This window comes from Paenibacillus beijingensis, from assembly GCF_000961095.1.
Taxonomy (GTDB): domain Bacteria; phylum Bacillota; class Bacilli; order Paenibacillales; family Paenibacillaceae; genus Paenibacillus_O; species Paenibacillus_O beijingensis.
This window is the reverse complement of sequence record NZ_CP011058.1, coordinates 613,260-629,685: the sequence shown is the minus strand read 5'-3', so window position 1 is coordinate 629,685 and position 16,426 is coordinate 613,260. Positions and strand designations below refer to the sequence as shown.

At 47.2% G+C, this 16,426-nt stretch carries 12 protein-coding genes; 7 read left to right on the top strand and 5 right to left on the bottom strand.

Translation table 11 applies throughout. From position 1 onward, the window contains the following. Positions 1-78 precede the first annotated feature (78 nt). The gene (locus tag VN24_RS02905) at positions 79-2,193 is read left to right on the top strand and encodes an ATP-dependent nuclease (protein WP_045669207.1); all 2,115 of its coding nucleotides are present in this window, start codon (positions 79-81) and stop codon (positions 2,191-2,193) included. After that, on the top strand, positions 2,177-3,940 hold the full coding sequence (locus tag VN24_RS02900) for an ATP-dependent helicase (RefSeq protein WP_052702751.1): 1,764 nt from the start codon (positions 2,177-2,179) through the stop codon (positions 3,938-3,940). Before VN24_RS02905 ends, VN24_RS02900 begins: the two co-directional genes overlap by 17 nt. An 83-nt stretch (positions 3,941-4,023) precedes the next feature. On the opposite strand, the gene VN24_RS02895 is transcribed toward VN24_RS02900, so the two are convergent. From VN24_RS02895 to VN24_RS02880, 4 genes are all read right to left on the bottom strand, one after another. Beyond that, positions 4,024-5,520 carry a reverse transcriptase domain-containing protein gene (locus tag VN24_RS02895; RefSeq protein ID WP_045669206.1) on the bottom strand — a complete coding sequence of 499 codons (1,497 nt, stop codon included), beginning with the start codon at positions 5,518-5,520 and terminating at the stop codon, positions 4,024-4,026. 292 nt (positions 5,521-5,812) lie between these two features. Continuing rightward, complete coding sequence (locus VN24_RS02890) at positions 5,813-6,721, bottom strand: TIGR01777 family oxidoreductase (RefSeq protein WP_045669205.1); 909 nt, start codon at positions 6,719-6,721, stop codon at positions 5,813-5,815. 159 nt (positions 6,722-6,880) lie between these two features. Further along, positions 6,881-7,438, bottom strand: coding sequence for a hypothetical protein (locus VN24_RS02885; protein ID WP_045669204.1), 558 nt, complete (start codon positions 7,436-7,438; stop codon positions 6,881-6,883). A 151-nt stretch (positions 7,439-7,589) separates the two neighbouring features. Then, positions 7,590-8,021: a DUF2621 domain-containing protein gene (locus VN24_RS02880; protein WP_045669203.1), complete on the bottom strand. Its 432-nt coding sequence runs from the start codon at positions 8,019-8,021 to the stop codon at positions 7,590-7,592. A 117-nt stretch (positions 8,022-8,138) separates the two neighbouring features. Here VN24_RS02880 and VN24_RS02875 point away from each other — a divergent pair, with 117 nt between their 5' ends. From VN24_RS02875 to ppnP, 4 genes are all read left to right on the top strand, one after another. Continuing rightward, positions 8,139-9,266, top strand: coding sequence for a deoxyribonuclease IV (locus VN24_RS02875; protein ID WP_045669202.1), 1,128 nt, complete (start codon positions 8,139-8,141; stop codon positions 9,264-9,266). Between the two features lie 55 nt (positions 9,267-9,321). Then, a complete protein-coding gene (purU, locus tag VN24_RS02870) occupies positions 9,322-10,218 on the top strand; it encodes a formyltetrahydrofolate deformylase (protein ID WP_045669201.1) in 897 nt (298 codons plus the stop codon). A gap of 197 nt (positions 10,219-10,415) precedes the next feature. Continuing rightward, on the top strand, positions 10,416-12,434 hold the full coding sequence (gene tkt, locus VN24_RS02865; protein ID WP_045669200.1) for a transketolase: 2,019 nt from the start codon (positions 10,416-10,418) through the stop codon (positions 12,432-12,434). 205 nt (positions 12,435-12,639) lie between these two features. After that, complete coding sequence (gene ppnP, locus VN24_RS02860) at positions 12,640-12,957, top strand: pyrimidine/purine nucleoside phosphorylase (RefSeq protein WP_045669199.1); 318 nt, start codon at positions 12,640-12,642, stop codon at positions 12,955-12,957. A gap of 72 nt (positions 12,958-13,029) precedes the next feature. Here ppnP and VN24_RS02855 read toward each other — a convergent pair whose 3' ends face one another. Further along, a complete protein-coding gene (locus VN24_RS02855; protein ID WP_045669198.1) occupies positions 13,030-14,697 on the bottom strand; it encodes a PucR family transcriptional regulator in 1,668 nt (555 codons plus the stop codon). A 313-nt stretch (positions 14,698-15,010) separates the two neighbouring features. Here VN24_RS02855 and VN24_RS02850 point away from each other — a divergent pair, with 313 nt between their 5' ends. After that, entirely contained in the window at positions 15,011-16,411 is a 1,401-nt protein-coding gene (locus VN24_RS02850; RefSeq protein WP_082083589.1) for an aspartate aminotransferase family protein, read from the top strand. Positions 16,412-16,426 lie beyond the last annotated feature (15 nt).

Sequence of the window (16,426 nt, the reverse complement as noted above, 5' to 3'; positions counted from 1 at the left end):
AAACTTCTTGTTTATTTACAGCTTCGAATTAAATATAATTGTAACAAACCAGTTCTGCAAAAGAGAGGAAAGGGTTCTATGTATATTTCGAGTCTTAAATTAAGGAACTTCCGAAATTTTCAAAAAGCTAATTTTAAATTTAATGAAGGTGTTAACACAATAATTGGTGCTAATGGTACAGGAAAAACAAACGCATTGTACGCCATTCGTTTATTGATAGATGAAAACCTCCCAAGATCATCCGTAAACTTAAGTGAGACAGATTTTAACCGTGGACTTACTAGATGGCAGGGGCATTGGATTATTATCAGTCTACATTTCGGTGGCTTATCAGACGATGATTCTTCTCAAGCACTAATATACCAGGGAACTCATTCTGATTCAGAAAAAGGCTCCTTAACATTGTTCTTTAGACCCAAGTATGAGGTGCGAAAAAGATTATTTGAACTAAGTGATCCGAGTAATCCACAGCGAATGCAAGCAATACAAACTTTCCTGGAAACCATAAAGATCAACCTATACGAGGCTGTTCTATATGGTCGTGGTAATGGGAATATTTGTGACGATTTTATTTATACGAGTATTGTAGGGGATTTTGTAGGTGGGATGTTCCCGGATCCTGATCTTGACGACAGCAGTGTTCTAGGCACTTTGGCAAATCAGTATGTATTCAAGAATGATTTTGCATGCACCTACGCTAAGGCACTGCGTGACGTTATAGGTGATTTGAAGAATACGCGGAAATCGCCTTTACTAAGATTACTACAAAATCTTAATATTAATGAGTCGACTTCTGAAACAGTAAGTAATACAATTAAAGACCTCAATTCTCATATAACCAATCTACAAGAAATAAGAGAGTTAGCAACAGGCGTAACTCAATCGTTACACAAGACCGTCGGGCACACATATGCTCCACGTATCGAGATCAATTCCAATTTATCAGACGATTTTAATCAAACATTGCGAGCTTTAACCATTCGTGCCAGCGAGGTATCAGGTGAAGCATACTTGGGAGATCTGTATGAATTAAGTTTAGGGGGTGCAAACTTACTTTATCTAGCTTTAAAGCTTGAAGAATATAATAGGCTTGATCATGCTAGAAATAAGGCAGCACATTTCCTATTGATTGAGGAACCGGAAGCACATCTACATAATCATATTCAAAAAACATTGTTTCAAAAATATCACAACCACGAAAATACACAAATTATTTTGACCACTCATTCAAGCCATATTTCGTCTTCATGTGCGCTTAATGCAGTTAACATCTTATACATTGACAATATCAGCAGTGAAGTAGCCCAGCCGAGTACTGGTATGTCACCTGGAGAGATAACAAAAATTGAGCGTTATTTAGACGCAACGAGATCTACACTTTTGTTTGCACGTTCAGTCATCTTAGTTGAAGGTGATGCTGAAATGATTATAATCCCTGAATTGGTGAAGAAGGTCTTGGGGATCACGTTAGATGAGATAGGAGTTAGTCTCATTAATGTTGGCAGCACACAATTCACAAATATCGCAAATCTTTTTTCAACTGATAGAATTAAGAGAAGATGTGCAATAATAACTGATAATGATCTATCTATTGTACCTGTAGAAACAGGTGCTTACGACGATGTGGAATACCAAAAGAAATGTATAGACTCACAAACATCTGGTGAGGCACGAAAAGTAAAACTCGATTCTTATTGCAACGATAACGAGTTCGTTACAGCATTTTATGCAGAAAACACATTTGAGGTTGAATTTATTAAACACGGTAACAAATCATATGTAATAGACGTAATCTGCAACGAAATTTATAGCAGAAAGCATGATCAAATCAGTTCTATCGAAAAGATCAATAGTTTAGAACTTAGCGTATTTGGGAAAGAGATTTTACGGTTGGCTGAAAAAGAAGGAAAGGGATGGTTGGCATTAGCAATATCATCTAGACTCGATAAACATGCCTTCATACCGGACTATATCCTTGATGCTCTGTGTTTTGTATCAGGACTCCGTAGTAATCACCTAATATCAATGATCAAACACAATTTAGAAAGTGAATATGAGAACTTTATCCATACTGTAAATCATGCGTTCAATGGAGATCCAACAGATAATGATATTATTGAATCTTTTTGTTCCTTACACCCAGAAACGGTAATAACAACACTAATAAAAAAGCGAGGTGAGAATTCTGATTGAATTTTTAAATAGTGAGCAGAGAGAAATTGTTGAATATGAAAATAATTCTCTTGTTATAGCTTGTCCTGGTAGTGGCAAAACACGAACCCTGGTAGCAAAGTTAATTTATGAGGGTGCAAAGTTAAAGAAAAATGAAAAGATTGCAGCTATTACCTATACCAATCTGGCCGCGGACGAAATAGGACTACGTGTAAATGAAAACTGTTTTGATGATAGTTTTTATTGGGGAGGTACAATCCATTCTCTTTGTACAAATTGGATACTAAAACCTTTCTCTTTATTTATTGATGAGTTACGATTTGGATACAAATTGATTGATGAAGATGATGCAATGGAAATATTAGACGAGATAAAGCAGAAGCATAACTTTCGAGAAAATGTGAACACTCGTCGTGGGGCAGACGGAAACTTCGTGGAAATTACTACAGGGTCTGAAGGAGTGTTAAAGGAGTATGACAATAGACTAAAGGAAGCTAAACTAATTGATTTTGATTTGGTATTATTTTATTCATTCAAAATTCTATTAGAGAGAAAGTCTGTAGCGAGAAACTTATCTCAAATATTTAAATGGATACTAGTCGACGAATACCAAGATACGCAGGAGTTACAATACCTCATAATTGGTGAAATTATAAAGGCAAGAAATAATCATACCAAAATTTTATTTGTCGGGGATCCGAACCAAGGTATTTATAATACGTTAGGTGGGGTCGCAAAAACAAAGCATGAACTCGAAAGTTCTATAGGTGGTTATAACATTGAAGAAAAAAGTCTTAATGGAAATTATAGGACCACACAAGAAATAATAGATAAGTATAGAGATTTTCAATTATTCGGGGAGAATATTATTGCCAGAGGTAGTAATAAAAACAATCCCTCTGAAATATCATTTAGATCGGATATATCGGTCGAGTCTTTACCAGAACACATTCTGAAAGTCATAATGGAGATTCATAACAAGAGAGTGCCTTACAGTGAAATAGCAGTAATTGCACCAAGATGGTTTGATTTAATTAATGTTGCTAGACGGATAAAGCAAATAGAACCAGATGTTCCCTTAAATGCAATGGGGCTTTCACCTTTGTGTAGAGACGATAATAACATTTTTTTTCACCTATCACGTTTATTATTATCATCGCCATCTCCTGATCAAATATTAGTACGGTTGAAATGGGCCCAAATCCTTTTTGATTTACTTGTTGAACGATTACCAAATAGTTTTGAGAGTAGCTTCAATAATAAAAGCATATTGAAGGTTATTAACAGCTTTAAATCGAACAATCAAGTTGGGATAGAATTCTTGAAAGAAGGATTTAACTTCTTCGGAAGTAAGATTGGCGTTGACTTTAGTACTTCTCTAGTATTTAAGGATAGTCTTGAGGAATTTGAGAGAAAATGTTTGAAGAAACAAGCGCGAAATGGTACTGGTGATTCCATTTCAGTTTACAAAAGCGGCTTTGCGAAAGCTGGTGGTGTTTCGTTCATAAGTACTTACAAATGCAAAGGACTAGAATATCATTCAGTTATCGCATTTGGGATGTTGTGGGGTTATCTTCCTCATTGGAATGAAATATTTAGTTCCAATATTGATGAAAATGAAGTCTCAAAAAAGCTGCTCTATGTCATTTCATCAAGAGCCAAAAATAATCTTTATATGATTGCAGAAAGCGGGAGGAGGACTACAAGAGGCACTCCTCTTTTTCCTAATCGACACTTGGTAGAGGTTTTTTCAGAGCGCAGTGTTTGAAATAATAATAAAATGAAAAAAACCATCCAGAAAACGACTTAAAAATGGTCGGATTTATGGATGGTTTTCTTAATTATTCCTTGTTAATAGTTGTAGGTATTTGATTTGGGATTCATGGTGAATTCAATACCATCATTTTCAATACCTTGCTGCATAGCTTTGTAAATCCTCATAAAACTCGGTATTTGTATCAACCCTACTTTTCCCTTAACACTAGCTTTTCTACATACTTCTACAAGGTTATCTTTGTTCATATTAAAAGGAAATTGTCCCGATACATTATATCCTCTAGAAACCAATATTTTCTCTCTCAACTTTAATGTGTTCAGAATTGTTGCTACTAACCATCCATCTAACTGTTTTAACTGTTCTTCATCATTAATGAGTGGATAGAAACTCATGATCCCTTTAAAAGTTAAGCGTTTGTAGTGACCAGTTAAAAATAATCTAAGCATTTGATCATTAAGTTTCCCATAAAGATACCTTCTGATTTGCATTATGGCTGTGACAAATGCTGGATCTTCATTATTGTTAGGGATTGTTACGGCTTTTAGAACAGTTGGTTTTATCGGTTGCAGCAAATTTCGATATAATAAATAACTTATCTGTTGTTTAATTTTTAAGGTAGACGCTTCTTTTATGCTTGTTTTATTTCCAGAGAGTTTGTACCCCAAAAACTCGATATGATTTTTTGTTTTCCCAAACTCGGCTGGCATACCCTCATGGCAAAGTAGACTTATTCCATCAGATTTATTAAAGTTAATTTCTATCCCTGTATCTACTGAGAATTTATATATTATTTCATATGACTTATTTATTTTCTCGTAACTGTTTGACCATATTACTGTATCATCCGCATATCTGGCGAATCTGAGACCCGCATCTTCCAACATTCTGTCTAATCTCCAGCAAGCTAGATTAGCCAAAAATAGAGAAATTGATGTGCCCTGCGGTACACCTTCTTCATTTTGTTGTACGAATTTGCTGATGACATTTCTTTCAAATGAGTTAACCAAAAATCCGTTTTTGTCAAGTTGCTCATACAAATACTCGTGAGATATCGAACCAAAAAAATTTCTAAAATCAAATTCTGCAACGAAAACCCGCGGATGGTTTTTTAGTTCAATTGCAATGTCTTGAATGGCAAAGTGGACATTTCTATCATTTCTATAAGCGTATGACGTGGGGCTAAAACGATGTTTGTTCTTAGCCATTAGTCTCTGGTATATATACGTTGATACTACGGCGTCAGGTATTTGATATACTACAATCTCACGCTTTCCACCATCTTTTTTATCGACAAACATTACATAAGGCGGAAAAGGCTCGTATGTACCATTTTCAAGTTTTTTTGCTAATGATTTTGCAATTTGAGTACTATGCTTTTTCACATAAAAAGGGTTAAACTTCTTATCTTGATTCCAGTACTCAGGGACATTGATTTCTTTTTTAGGCGGGTTCTTTATCCGTCTTTTATTCCTTTGATGTTCAAATTCGACCCCGTTATGATAATTGTGATATCTCTCCGCTAGCTTATTACATTCATGTTCAATCATTTGCGTCAGGACTTTTTCTAACATATAGTTTCCCCCTAAAACAAAATTCCCGCTGACACAGCGGGAATTTCACGGATGCCAACCACTTAAAAATAAGTTCTCACTTAAGAAGGTTTTTGAAAACCAATCTTGCAAAACTAATAATAATTTATTAGCTTGAAGGGGCTACCGTTTGTCTCCTAGAGACATAACTCTATTTTACAGAATATCACTGGAATATCAAGATAGCTTTTTTTCTGATTTCCCAAACAAGTTGTTTGAAATTTGCAATGGCAGTGATACATTAGTCGCCTATGAATTTACAGTTATCTAGCGCTTAATGGGAGCGGAGCAGATGGTCCATTGCGGCTTGGATGGTTCCGTAACGGTAAGTAAAACCTGCGGCCAGCGCTTTTTTCGGTACTGCACGCTGACCTTCCAGCAGCAGTACGGCGAGTTCGCCGAACAACAGCTTCAGCATAAAGGCTGGAACAGGCAGCCAAAACGGCTTTCCGAGCGATGCTGCAATCGCCCGCCCGAAATCTTCGTTTCGGACGGGATCGGGCGAAGTGGCGTTAACCGGTCCGCTTATGCTGCTGTTGTCCAGACTGAACAATAGGAGCCGCACCATATCATCGAGATGAATCCAGGACATCCACTGCTTGCCGCTGCCGACGGGGCCTCCGGCAAATAGTCGGAATGGAAGCAGCATTTGGGGGAGAGCGCCGCCGTTCATTCCGACTACGATTCCGACCCGCAGCAGCACGCTGCGGCGGGCGCGGATGGACATTGCGGCCTGTTCCCACTGCCTTACAACCGAGGAAAGAAAATCCCCGTCTCCGTCCGAGACGGGACTGTCCTCATCGAAAGTTTCCGACAGCGAATTGCCGTACAGCGCTGTCGCCGATGCATTGACAAGTACCTGCGGCGGTTCGGGAAGCGCATCGGCCATACGGGCTAACCGCTGGGCGGCCGTCAGACGCGAATGCAGAATCCGCTGCTTGGCGCCGTCCGTCCAGCGCTGGTTAATCGTTTCGCCTGCCAGATTTACAATGCCGTCAATTCCTTTTAGCAGCAAGGGATCCGATTCCAGCTGCTCCCAGGTGATCCGCCGCACCGCTGCGGCAGCTTCGGACTGCCGTTGTTCCTTTCTGGAAATAACCCACACTTCGTCGCCGCGGTCAGTCAAAGCGCTGACCAGAGCTTTTCCTACAAAACCGGTACCGCCTGCCACAGCAATTTTCATATACGGCTTCACGCTCCTACTATTCGCAACACCAATGCCCGACACATTGAAAATCGACTGATTACAGAGCGAACTCGACGCAATGATAAACTACCCGGCTCATTACAGTTCAAACTCAGCTAATTGCAGATCGTGTTCATTCAGAACTTAATTAACCGCTTATTTACTTGAAGCGTCAACGCCGGTCAGCCATAGCTGCCGGATTGTTTTGCCTTCGCCGGCGTCCACATTTTTCGTAATATAGGTGTAAGTAATAGAAGATCCTTCCGTAATACCGTTCAACTGATCGGCAAGTGTTTCATCGAACTGGAAAACTTCCGTTCCGTTCGCCGTTTCCAGCTCAACGGAGTGACTGTCCGCCAGCCCATGAAACGTCCCTTTTCCGGTCATTTCGGACGATTGCTCCGGTGGATTCGTGCCGGATTTGTCCGGCTCGTCCGTACCTGTCCCCTGATTGCCGCCTGAATCGGACTGATTATCCGAACCCGGCGTATTGCCCGAACCCGGTTCGGACGTATTGCCGCTGCCGGGAGCACTGGAATTGTTTGTGCTTGGAGCAGGATCGGCATTGCCGCTGGAAGCGGAATCGTTGCCGGAACTGCATCCTGAGAGAAGCAACGAAGCGGCAAGCACTGCAGCGGCGACGAAAGCCGGCCACCTCAGGCGGGTTCTGCTTGATTCGTTGCTATTAAATGAAATGATATGTTTGGTCTTCATGAAAACCACCTCCGCTTACTATAACGAAAGTTTACCCGCGAAGGTTTCCGTTCAATCCCGCCCGGCAGGCGAACGGTTAACTCGAATAAGGCGTATTGATGAAGTTGAAAGACGAAACTCGTCCGGTATTTCCCGAGTCTCAGAGAGCATGCTACTTTTTTAAAATATTTTTATACGGCGAGTAGTCGATCCCTTGTTTCTCCAAAAAATGAATGAGGCTGCGATAGTCCCGTTTGGGCGTCGCTTTAATGTACCCTTCGATGCAGTGCTCCCGCGTTACTTCCGAAGCCCCGCTTTCGATGGCGATCTGGCCGATCCGGGCTGCGATGGAATGTTTGGCGATGTCGCGGAACGGTCCCGGTACCGGCGAGACGAGCAAACTTAAGAATCGTCTGGATTCATCCGTCCACAAGCTGCGGCTCTCTTCCACCCAATAGTTTTGCCAATCGAGCTTCGACTTGCCGTCCTTCTTGGGAAGCACTTTCAAAAACTTGCGGAACATGAAAAATCCGCCGATCGCCATGAAGCCTGCAAGCACAATCGCCCAAAACAGGATGAAATACATAAACCAATTGGAGGCCATCGCGTCTTCACCTCTTGATTATTGGTAACCTTATCAATGTAAATTATAGTCCATTCCTAGATTTATTTGAACATTCCCTGTAAAATAGGAGTGATAATCAGGAAGGGGCGATAAGCCATGTTAAAAATCGGCTCTCACGTATCTTTCAGCGATAAAGGGCTGCTTACGGCGGCGAAGGAGGCGGTCTCATACGGCTCCAGCTCATTCATGATCTATACCGGCGCGCCGCAAAATACCCGCCGCAAGCCGGTGGAAACCTTATATATCGAAGAAGGCCGGGAATTGATGGTACAAGCGGGCATCGACGAAATCGTCGTTCACGCGCCTTATATTATCAACCTCGGTTCTTATAAAGAAGATACCTATGAACTGGCGGTCCGATTTTTGCAGGAGGAAATCCGCCGCACGCATGCGATCGGGGTACGAAACATCGTGCTGCATCCCGGCGCCTATACGGAAAAAGACGCGGAGTTCGGCATTAACCGGATTGCCGAAGGGCTTAACGAGGTGCTGGACGGCGTCGGCGAAACGGACGTGAACATCGCGCTGGAAACGATGGCGGGCAAAGGGACGGAAATCGGTCGCACCTTCGAAGAGATTGCCGTCATTATGGACAAGGTGCACAAAAACGAGCGGCTGACCGTCTGCATGGATACGTGTCACATGAACGACGCCGGCTACGATCTGATCGGCGACCTGGACGGGGTGCTCGAGCAGTTCGACCGGATCGTCGGCCTTGATCGCGTCGCGGTCGTCCATATCAACGATACGAAAAATCCGCGCGGCGCCGCCAAAGACCGCCATGCGCCGGTAGGAGCGGGCTGGCTCGGCTTTGAGACGATCAACGCGGTCGTGCATCACGAAGCGCTGGCAGGACGGCCGTTCATTCTGGAAACGCCGTGGATCGGCAAAGACGCTAAAAATCAGCGTCCGATGTATGAAGCGGAGATCGCGCTGCTGCGCGGCGACGCGATGGATCGGTTCGGCGATCAATTTTTTGACGGGATCGAACGTCTGCACCACTTTTTCGGAAAACAGGACATTGACCCGCGCACGTTTGTGCTGTCGGTATGGGATGTGCTTAAAAACGACGCCAAAGCGAAAAAAGCCGACCCGCGCGAGCCGATGGACCGCCTGTACGATTTGGTCATGGAGCATCAGGTTCTTCCCGATCTGACCGAGGAAGAAATCAACCAGCGGATTACCGGCTGGTTTGCAGGAAAGCAGCTGCTCGTTAACGCGTAATTCGCGCAGGACGCACGCGGCTTTATTAAAATTGATGGAAGGAAGAAACTTTTTTATGCAATCCAAACCTCAACATGCACTTCACAATCCGATAATTTCGAACAACAGGGCGCGCATGCTCATCTCCTGTCCGGACCGCCCGGGCATTGTAGCTGCCGTTTCCCATTTTTTGTATGAGCACGGAGCCAATATCGTTCAATCCGACCAGTACACGATGGACCCGGAAGGCGGCATGTTTTTTATACGCTTTGAATTTGACTTGAACGATATGGAAAAAGAACTGCCGGTGCTGCAGGAAGATTTTACGCGCGTAGCCGACCGCTTCGAAATGAAATGGCATACGTTCCGCGCCAGCCGCAAGAAACGCCTTGCCATCTTTGTATCCAAAGAGGACCATTGTCTGCTTGAGCTGCTTTGGCAGTGGCAGGCGGGCGATCTGAATGCGGAAATCGCCATGGTGATCAGCAATCATCCCGACATGCGCGAGCTGGTGGAGTCGTTCGGCATTCCGTACCATCACATTCCGGTTACTCCGGATACGAAGGCGGAAGCGGAGCGCAAGCAGCTGGAAACGGTGGCCGATAAAGCCGACCTGATCGTGCTGGCCCGTTACATGCAAATTATTTCGCCTAAATTCATCGAGCAGTTCCCGAATCGCATCATTAACATCCACCATTCGTTTCTGCCGGCTTTCGTCGGCGGCAAACCGTACGCACAAGCGTATAACCGCGGCGTAAAAATTATCGGCGCCACCGCTCACTACGTAACCGAAGAGCTTGACGGCGGTCCAATCATCGAGCAGGATGTGCAGCGGGTGAGCCACCGCGACAACGTGGATAATTTGAAGCGCATCGGCCGTACGATCGAACGCGTTGTGCTGGCCCGCGCGGTTAAATGGCATACCGAGGACCGGATTCTCGTCCATCAAAATAAGACGGTCGTCTTTAACTAAATCCGAACGTTTCATTAAATATTCATCCAAATTGTTATGCTCCGCGATTGGAATTGCAGCAGATGGAGTGGTACAATATTGGACAGTTCATAAATTAAATAGACGTTCTGAGGGTAATATTTTGATGTCGCTTTGAACCGGGTTCGTTTGCTTAAGGAACCTGAAGCAGCAATTTTGAATCAGGAGGCGTTATTAAAATGTCAGTTACGCAACAAACGATTGACCAGCTTTCCGTCACGACCATCCGTACGCTCAGCATCGATGCGATCGAAAAGGCAAAATCGGGCCACCCGGGCATGCCGATGGGTGCCGCGCCGATGGGCTACCAGCTTTTTGCAAAAGATATGGTTCATAACCCGTCCAATCCGACGTGGATCAACCGTGACCGGTTCGTTCTGTCTGCGGGACACGGCTCCATGCTCCTTTACAGCCTGCTTCATCTGTCGGGCTACGATCTGCCGCTCGAGGAAATCAAGCAGTTCCGTCAATGGGGCTCCAAAACTCCGGGACATCCGGAATTCGGCCATACGGCGGGCGTTGACGCAACGACCGGTCCGCTCGGTCAAGGGATCGGCATGGCAGTCGGTATGGCACTTGCCGAAGCTCACCTTGCTGCGACATATAACAAAGAAGGCTACAACGTTATCGATCACTATACGTACGCGATTTGCGGCGACGGCGACCTGTCGGAGGGCATTTCGAACGAATCGGCTTCCATGGCCGGCCATCTGCAGCTCGGCAAGCTGATTATGCTGTACGATTCCAACGATATTTCGCTTGACGGCGAACTGAATCTGTCCTTCTCGGAAAACGTGCAGAAACGTTTCGAAGCTTACGGCTGGCAAGTGCTGCGCGTCGAGGACGGCAACGACCTGCCCGCGCTGGCAAGCGCCATTCAGCAAGCGAAAGCCGAGAAAAACAAACCGACCCTGATCGAAGTCAAAACGGTCATCGGTTACGGCAGCCCGAACAAAGGCGGCAAAGGCGGCCATGCAGGCCCTCACGGATCTCCGCTTGGCGTTGAAGAAACACTGCTCACGAAACAGTTCTACGAGTGGGTATCCGAAGAGCCGTTCCACGTGCCGGATGAAGTGCGCGTGAACTTTGCCGCTGTGAAGCAAAAAGGCGAGAAAGCGAACGCGGAATGGAACGACATGTTCGCCGCTTACAAACAAGCGAATCCGGAGCTTGCTCAGCAGTTCGAGCTGGCTGTCAAAGGCGAGCTGCCGCAAGGCTGGGATAAAGATCTGCCGGTATACTCCACGGAGGACAAACCGGTATCGACCCGCGTCGCTTCCGGCAACGCGCTGAACGGACTGGCGAAGAACGTTCCGGCTCTGATCGGCGGTTCTGCCGACCTGGAAAGTTCGACGATGACCCACCTGAAAAATATCCCGACCTTCCATGCGACGGATTACAGCGGACGGAACGTCTACTACGGTATCCGCGAATTCGGCATGGCGGCGGCGATGAACGGCATGAGCCTTCATGGCGGCGTGAAGCCGTTCGGCGGCACGTTCTTTGTCTTTACCGACTACCTGCGTCCTGCAGTCCGTTTGGCTGCTCTTATGGGTCTGCCGGTTACGTACGTACTGACGCATGACAGCATCGCGGTTGGCGAAGACGGCCCGACGCACGAACCGATCGAGCAGCTTGCTTCGATCCGCGTCATCCCGAACCTGACCGTTATCCGTCCGGCGGACGGCAATGAAACTTCGGCCGCTTGGGCATATACGACCGAAAACACGAAGAACCCGGTTGCGCTCGTGCTGACCCGTCAAAACCTGCCGATTCTCGAAGGCACGGCCGACAAAGCGCGCGAAGGCATTAAACGCGGCGCGTATGTTGTCGCCGACGCAGCCGACGGCAAAGCGCAGGCGCAAATTATTGCGACCGGCTCCGAAGTTCAGCTGGCAGTTCAGGCTCAAAAAGCGCTTGCAGAAGAAGGAATTGCGGTTCGCGTCATCAGCATGCCGAGCTGGGATCTGTTCGACAAGCAGGATCAGGCGTATAAAGATTCCGTTCTATTGCCGGACGTCAAAGCCCGCCTCGCCGTTGAAATGGCGCATCCGTTCGGATGGGACCGCTTCGTAGGCGATAAAGGCGCAGTACTCGGCATCAACACGTTCGGGGCATCCGCGCCTGGCGACCGCGTCATTAAGGAATACGGCTTCACGGTCGAAAATGTCGTGGCAAAAGTAAAAGCGCTGCTGTAAGCCGTTTTATGGGTGCAGACAACTGCGCCGGCATTTACCGATACAAGATGAGGGCGCGGCTGCCTCGCCCTTTTTTCAAAATAGAAGAACGTATAAAGTTTCACGCTTATACGTTCTTCTATTTCACCGCGAAACGTATGATCGCCCGTTAAGACGGGCGGCAGCCGTTTCAGCTTGTTTATACGCAGAGGGGAATCTTACGATCATGTCTCAATTCGAAAATGTGACGGCCGTCAAAAAGGCCAATATTTATTTTGACGGCAAAGTGACGAGCCGCACGGTGCTCTTTCCCGACGGCACGAAAAAAACGCTCGGCATTATGCTGCCGGGCGAATATGAATTCGGCACCGATGCCAAAGAAATTATGGAAATTCTCGCCGGCGACCTGAAAGTTCTGCTGCCGGGGGAAACGGAGTGGCTGCACATCGTGGGAGAAGGGGAGTTTACCGTTCCCGCGAATTCCAAGTTCAAGCTGCAAATCGACGCCGTTACGGACTACTGCTGCTCTTACATTGCCGAGTAACGACTCCGAAAGCATCCCGAACAGCCCGCCTCATGCAGGCGGGCGCCGGGATGCTTTTTTTATTATATCCGCTTAGGCCGGATTTCCGGAAAGCTCGTGGGCGCGCATCGCAACCTCCAGGCAAATCCGTTTCTCCGGCTGCAAATAATCTTCCCCCAGCAGCTCCTCCAGCTTCTCCAGCCGGTGATAGAGCGTCTGCCGGTGAATAAACAGCTTCTCCGCCGTTTCCTGCTTCGAGCCCATGCTGGACAGCAAATGATCGAGCGTTTTCAGCAAATTGGATTTATTTTCCTTATCGTACTCCAGTACGGCTCCAAGATGGAATTCCACAAACGATGCAAGCGTCCGCTCGTCGCTCATCTCCTTAAAGATCCGGTAAATGCCGAGCTCCTCGTAAAAGTGAACGACCGATTTGTGAGCGAGCGTGCGGGAGATGGACAGCGCGTCGGATGCTTCCTTAAAGCTGTAATAAACTTCCGTCAGCTTCGTCTTTACGCAGCCGAATCCCGTCAATACCCTCGTATTGCTCCACGATTTTTGCTGAATGGAATGCTCCAGCGCCTCGAGCAGTTTTTTCAAAGGCTCCTTAAGCACATCGGGCTGGACCGTCTCGGCATACGACTCGCGGACGCCGAGTACATAAATTTGGTTATTGCGGGCGAGCAGCAGGCTGTACACGCCGTTTTTGGACAGCAGGGAGCGCAGCAGCACGAGAATGTCCTGATTTCTCGCTTCAATTTCCCCGTCCTCGTCGATCATCAGCTTATGCTCGATTTCGAAGGTTCCCGCGATGAATAAATAACGGCCGCCGCTTAAGGGGCGCAGTCCGATCCGGGCGAGCGCGTCTTCTTCCTTCAGGACCCTCTGCTGAAGAATGTCGTTGATGAGCTGAGTATGGTTTTCGGACGTTTTTTGCTCCAGAAACAGCTTTCGCAGCAGAATGTGCGCCACCGCCTTGCAGGCGTGATCGAGCAGCAGAATCGTATATTCCGAAGGCAATTGATCTTTCAGCACAATCCCGACGTAGGAGAGCGTTTGCCCCAAACAGATGACGGGCTGCGATAGAATGACCGATCCGTCATTTAAACTCATGTTCGAGCTTTCCAGCGAATAAGAAGAGTTGCTTTCCAGCTTGGCCCGGTATTGGGCAATCAAATCTTGTCCTTGTTTAGGGGACAGGGGAGGAGCGAACAAATGCTTCTCGATTAACGAAAAATGGAATATTTGCGAGGAAGTATGCTCATGCAGCAGACGTAATATGGATTGAATGTTAGTCGATTCCAGCGTTAACTGCTGCAGCTTGCGCGAGAACGATTCCAGATCTTTTAAAATATTGTATTGCCTGTTGATAAGCAGTGCGTGGATATCCTGGGTAATATCGACAAAACGGACCGGGTTTTCGAATATGATAATGGGGAAGTTGTTGCGGTTCGCCAATTCCGTCATGTCGTCCGGAACGGCGGGGAAGTAAGGTCCCATCTCGATACAGAGCCCCGTCGCTTGCTGATCGATCAATTTTTGCAAATAGGTCAGCCGATCCTCCGCATATTTATGAAAGCCAAGCCCCGTTGTCAGTACGAGGTCGTTTTTGTTCGTAAACGGGTTGGCGGTCGAAAGTTCCAAAATATGAATCCAGCCGACTTTGCGGTTCATGCCGCCTGCTCCGGCAACAAGCTTCGCTTCGAGAAACAAAGGACGCTGCAAAATGTCTTTCACGGAGAGCTGCTGTTCGATTTCCATGGCGTACCTCCAAACATGATTCTGTTTGCTCCGATAATGGACCAGAATAGCACAAAAACGAAATGGATGAAACTGAAAAACAAATAAACGGTACTGCAGAGCGTTTTTTTACAGAGTGTAACGTGAAAGAGGATGAACATCAAGCACAATGTACGATGAAATGTGTGTCAATTCGGGCTACCATTTTGAGTAGGGTTACAGGGAACGACAGAAGATATGACACGGCTATCCAACAGCTTGATAGATTTTATGCCGTGACTCATTCGGGTAAGAAAATGGATGAACTAAAATCGGTTAAAGGCAGGGGTGCTGGATGAGCGAAAAAATGACAGGTACGTCCGAAGCTGGCAGCGGGGTGGAATGGGATAAAGAAACGCTGCTCGAAAAAGACCGGCAATATTTGTGGCATCATATTACGCCGCACAATCCGAATCCGATGATCGGCGTATCGGGCGAAGGAAGCTGGCTTACCGATATCGACGGCAACCGCTATTTCGACGGCATGTCGGGTCTGTGGTGCGTCAACGTCGGCCACGGCCGGGAAGAGATCGCGCAGGCGGCGGCGGAGCAGATGAAGACGCTCGCTTATTTTCCGCCGTATCACAGCCACGTGCCGGGAATCCGGCTGGCGGAGAAGGTGAACGAGTGGCTGGAAGGCGGTTACCGCATCTTTTTCTCCAATTCCGGCTCCGACGCCAATGAGGTCGCATTCAAAATCGCCCGCCAATACCATCACCAGAACGGCGAGCCGACCCGCTTCAAATTCATCTCCCGCCACCGGGCTTATCACGGCAATTCCATGGGAGCTCTGGGCGCCACGGGCCAGGCCAACCGCAAAACGAAGTACGAGCCGCTGGGCACCGGCTTTCAGCATATCGCGCCCCCGTACTGTTACCGCTGCCCGTTCGGGCAGAAGGAAGGCGACTGCCGGATGCAGTGCGCCGAGGCGTACGAGGACGTCATCAACTGGGAAGGAGCGGAGACGGTCGCCGCGGTCATCATGGAGCCGGTTATTACGGGGGGCGGCGTCATTGTCCCGCCGGAAAATTACATGAAGCGCGTCCGCGAAATTTGCGACAAATACGGTGTTCTGATGATCGTCGATGAAGTAATCTGCGGCTTCGGACGCTCCGGGCAGCGGTTCGGGCATCAAAATTTCGGCGTGAGGCCGGATATCGTCACGATGGCCAAAGGCATCACGAGCGCATACTCCCCTCTGTCGGCGACGGCGGTCCGCGAAGATATGTACGAGGTGTTCAAAAAAGGCGGCGATTCGCATTTCCGTCACGTCAACACGTTCGGCGGCAATCCGGCATCGTGTGCCGTTGCGCTGAAAAACATCGAGATTTTGGAGCGGGAGCAGCTTGTGGAGCGCTCGGCAAGCCTGGGCGAAAGTTTGCGCGGCAAGCTTGAAGCGCTCAAGGATCATCCGCTCGTGGGCGACATCCGCACGTTCGGACTGATTGCCGGCATCGAGCTGGTGGAAGACAAACAAAGCAAAGCGCCCGCAGCGCCGGACAAACTGGCGCATGTCATTTCCGAGTGCAAAAAGCGCGGCCTGCTGATCGGCAAAAACGGGGACACCGTTCCCGGGTTCAACAACGTTTTGACGCTGAGTCCTCCATTCGTTACGACGGAAGAAGAGCTCGATTTTATCGTCCTCACGCTTGGGGAGGCGTTAGCCGGACTGCTGGTCCCGGCAGAAGGGGCGTAACCGGTTCAAATAGGT

Bases quoted from the DNA above. Each gene is read 5' to 3' on its own strand.
- VN24_RS02905 (WP_045669207.1), top strand. From the start codon at position 79: ATGTATATTTCGAGTCTTAAATTAAGGAACTTCCGAAATTTTCAAAAA.
- VN24_RS02895 (WP_045669206.1), bottom strand. From the start codon at position 5,520: ATGTTAGAAAAAGTCCTGACGCAAATGATTGAACATGAATGTAATAAG.
- VN24_RS02890 (WP_045669205.1), bottom strand. From the start codon at position 6,721: ATGAAAATTGCTGTGGCAGGCGGTACCGGTTTTGTAGGAAAAGCTCTG.
- VN24_RS02885 (WP_045669204.1), bottom strand. From the start codon at position 7,438: ATGAAGACCAAACATATCATTTCATTTAATAGCAACGAATCAAGCAGA.
- VN24_RS02880 (WP_045669203.1), bottom strand. From the start codon at position 8,021: ATGGCCTCCAATTGGTTTATGTATTTCATCCTGTTTTGGGCGATTGTG.
- VN24_RS02875 (WP_045669202.1), top strand. From the start codon at position 8,139: ATGTTAAAAATCGGCTCTCACGTATCTTTCAGCGATAAAGGGCTGCTT.
- purU (WP_045669201.1), top strand. From the start codon at position 9,322: ATGCAATCCAAACCTCAACATGCACTTCACAATCCGATAATTTCGAAC.
- tkt (WP_045669200.1), top strand. From the start codon at position 10,416: ATGTCAGTTACGCAACAAACGATTGACCAGCTTTCCGTCACGACCATC.
- ppnP (WP_045669199.1), top strand. From the start codon at position 12,640: ATGTCTCAATTCGAAAATGTGACGGCCGTCAAAAAGGCCAATATTTAT.
- VN24_RS02855 (WP_045669198.1), bottom strand. From the start codon at position 14,697: ATGGAAATCGAACAGCAGCTCTCCGTGAAAGACATTTTGCAGCGTCCT.
- VN24_RS02850 (WP_082083589.1), top strand. From the start codon at position 15,011: ATGAGCGAAAAAATGACAGGTACGTCCGAAGCTGGCAGCGGGGTGGAA.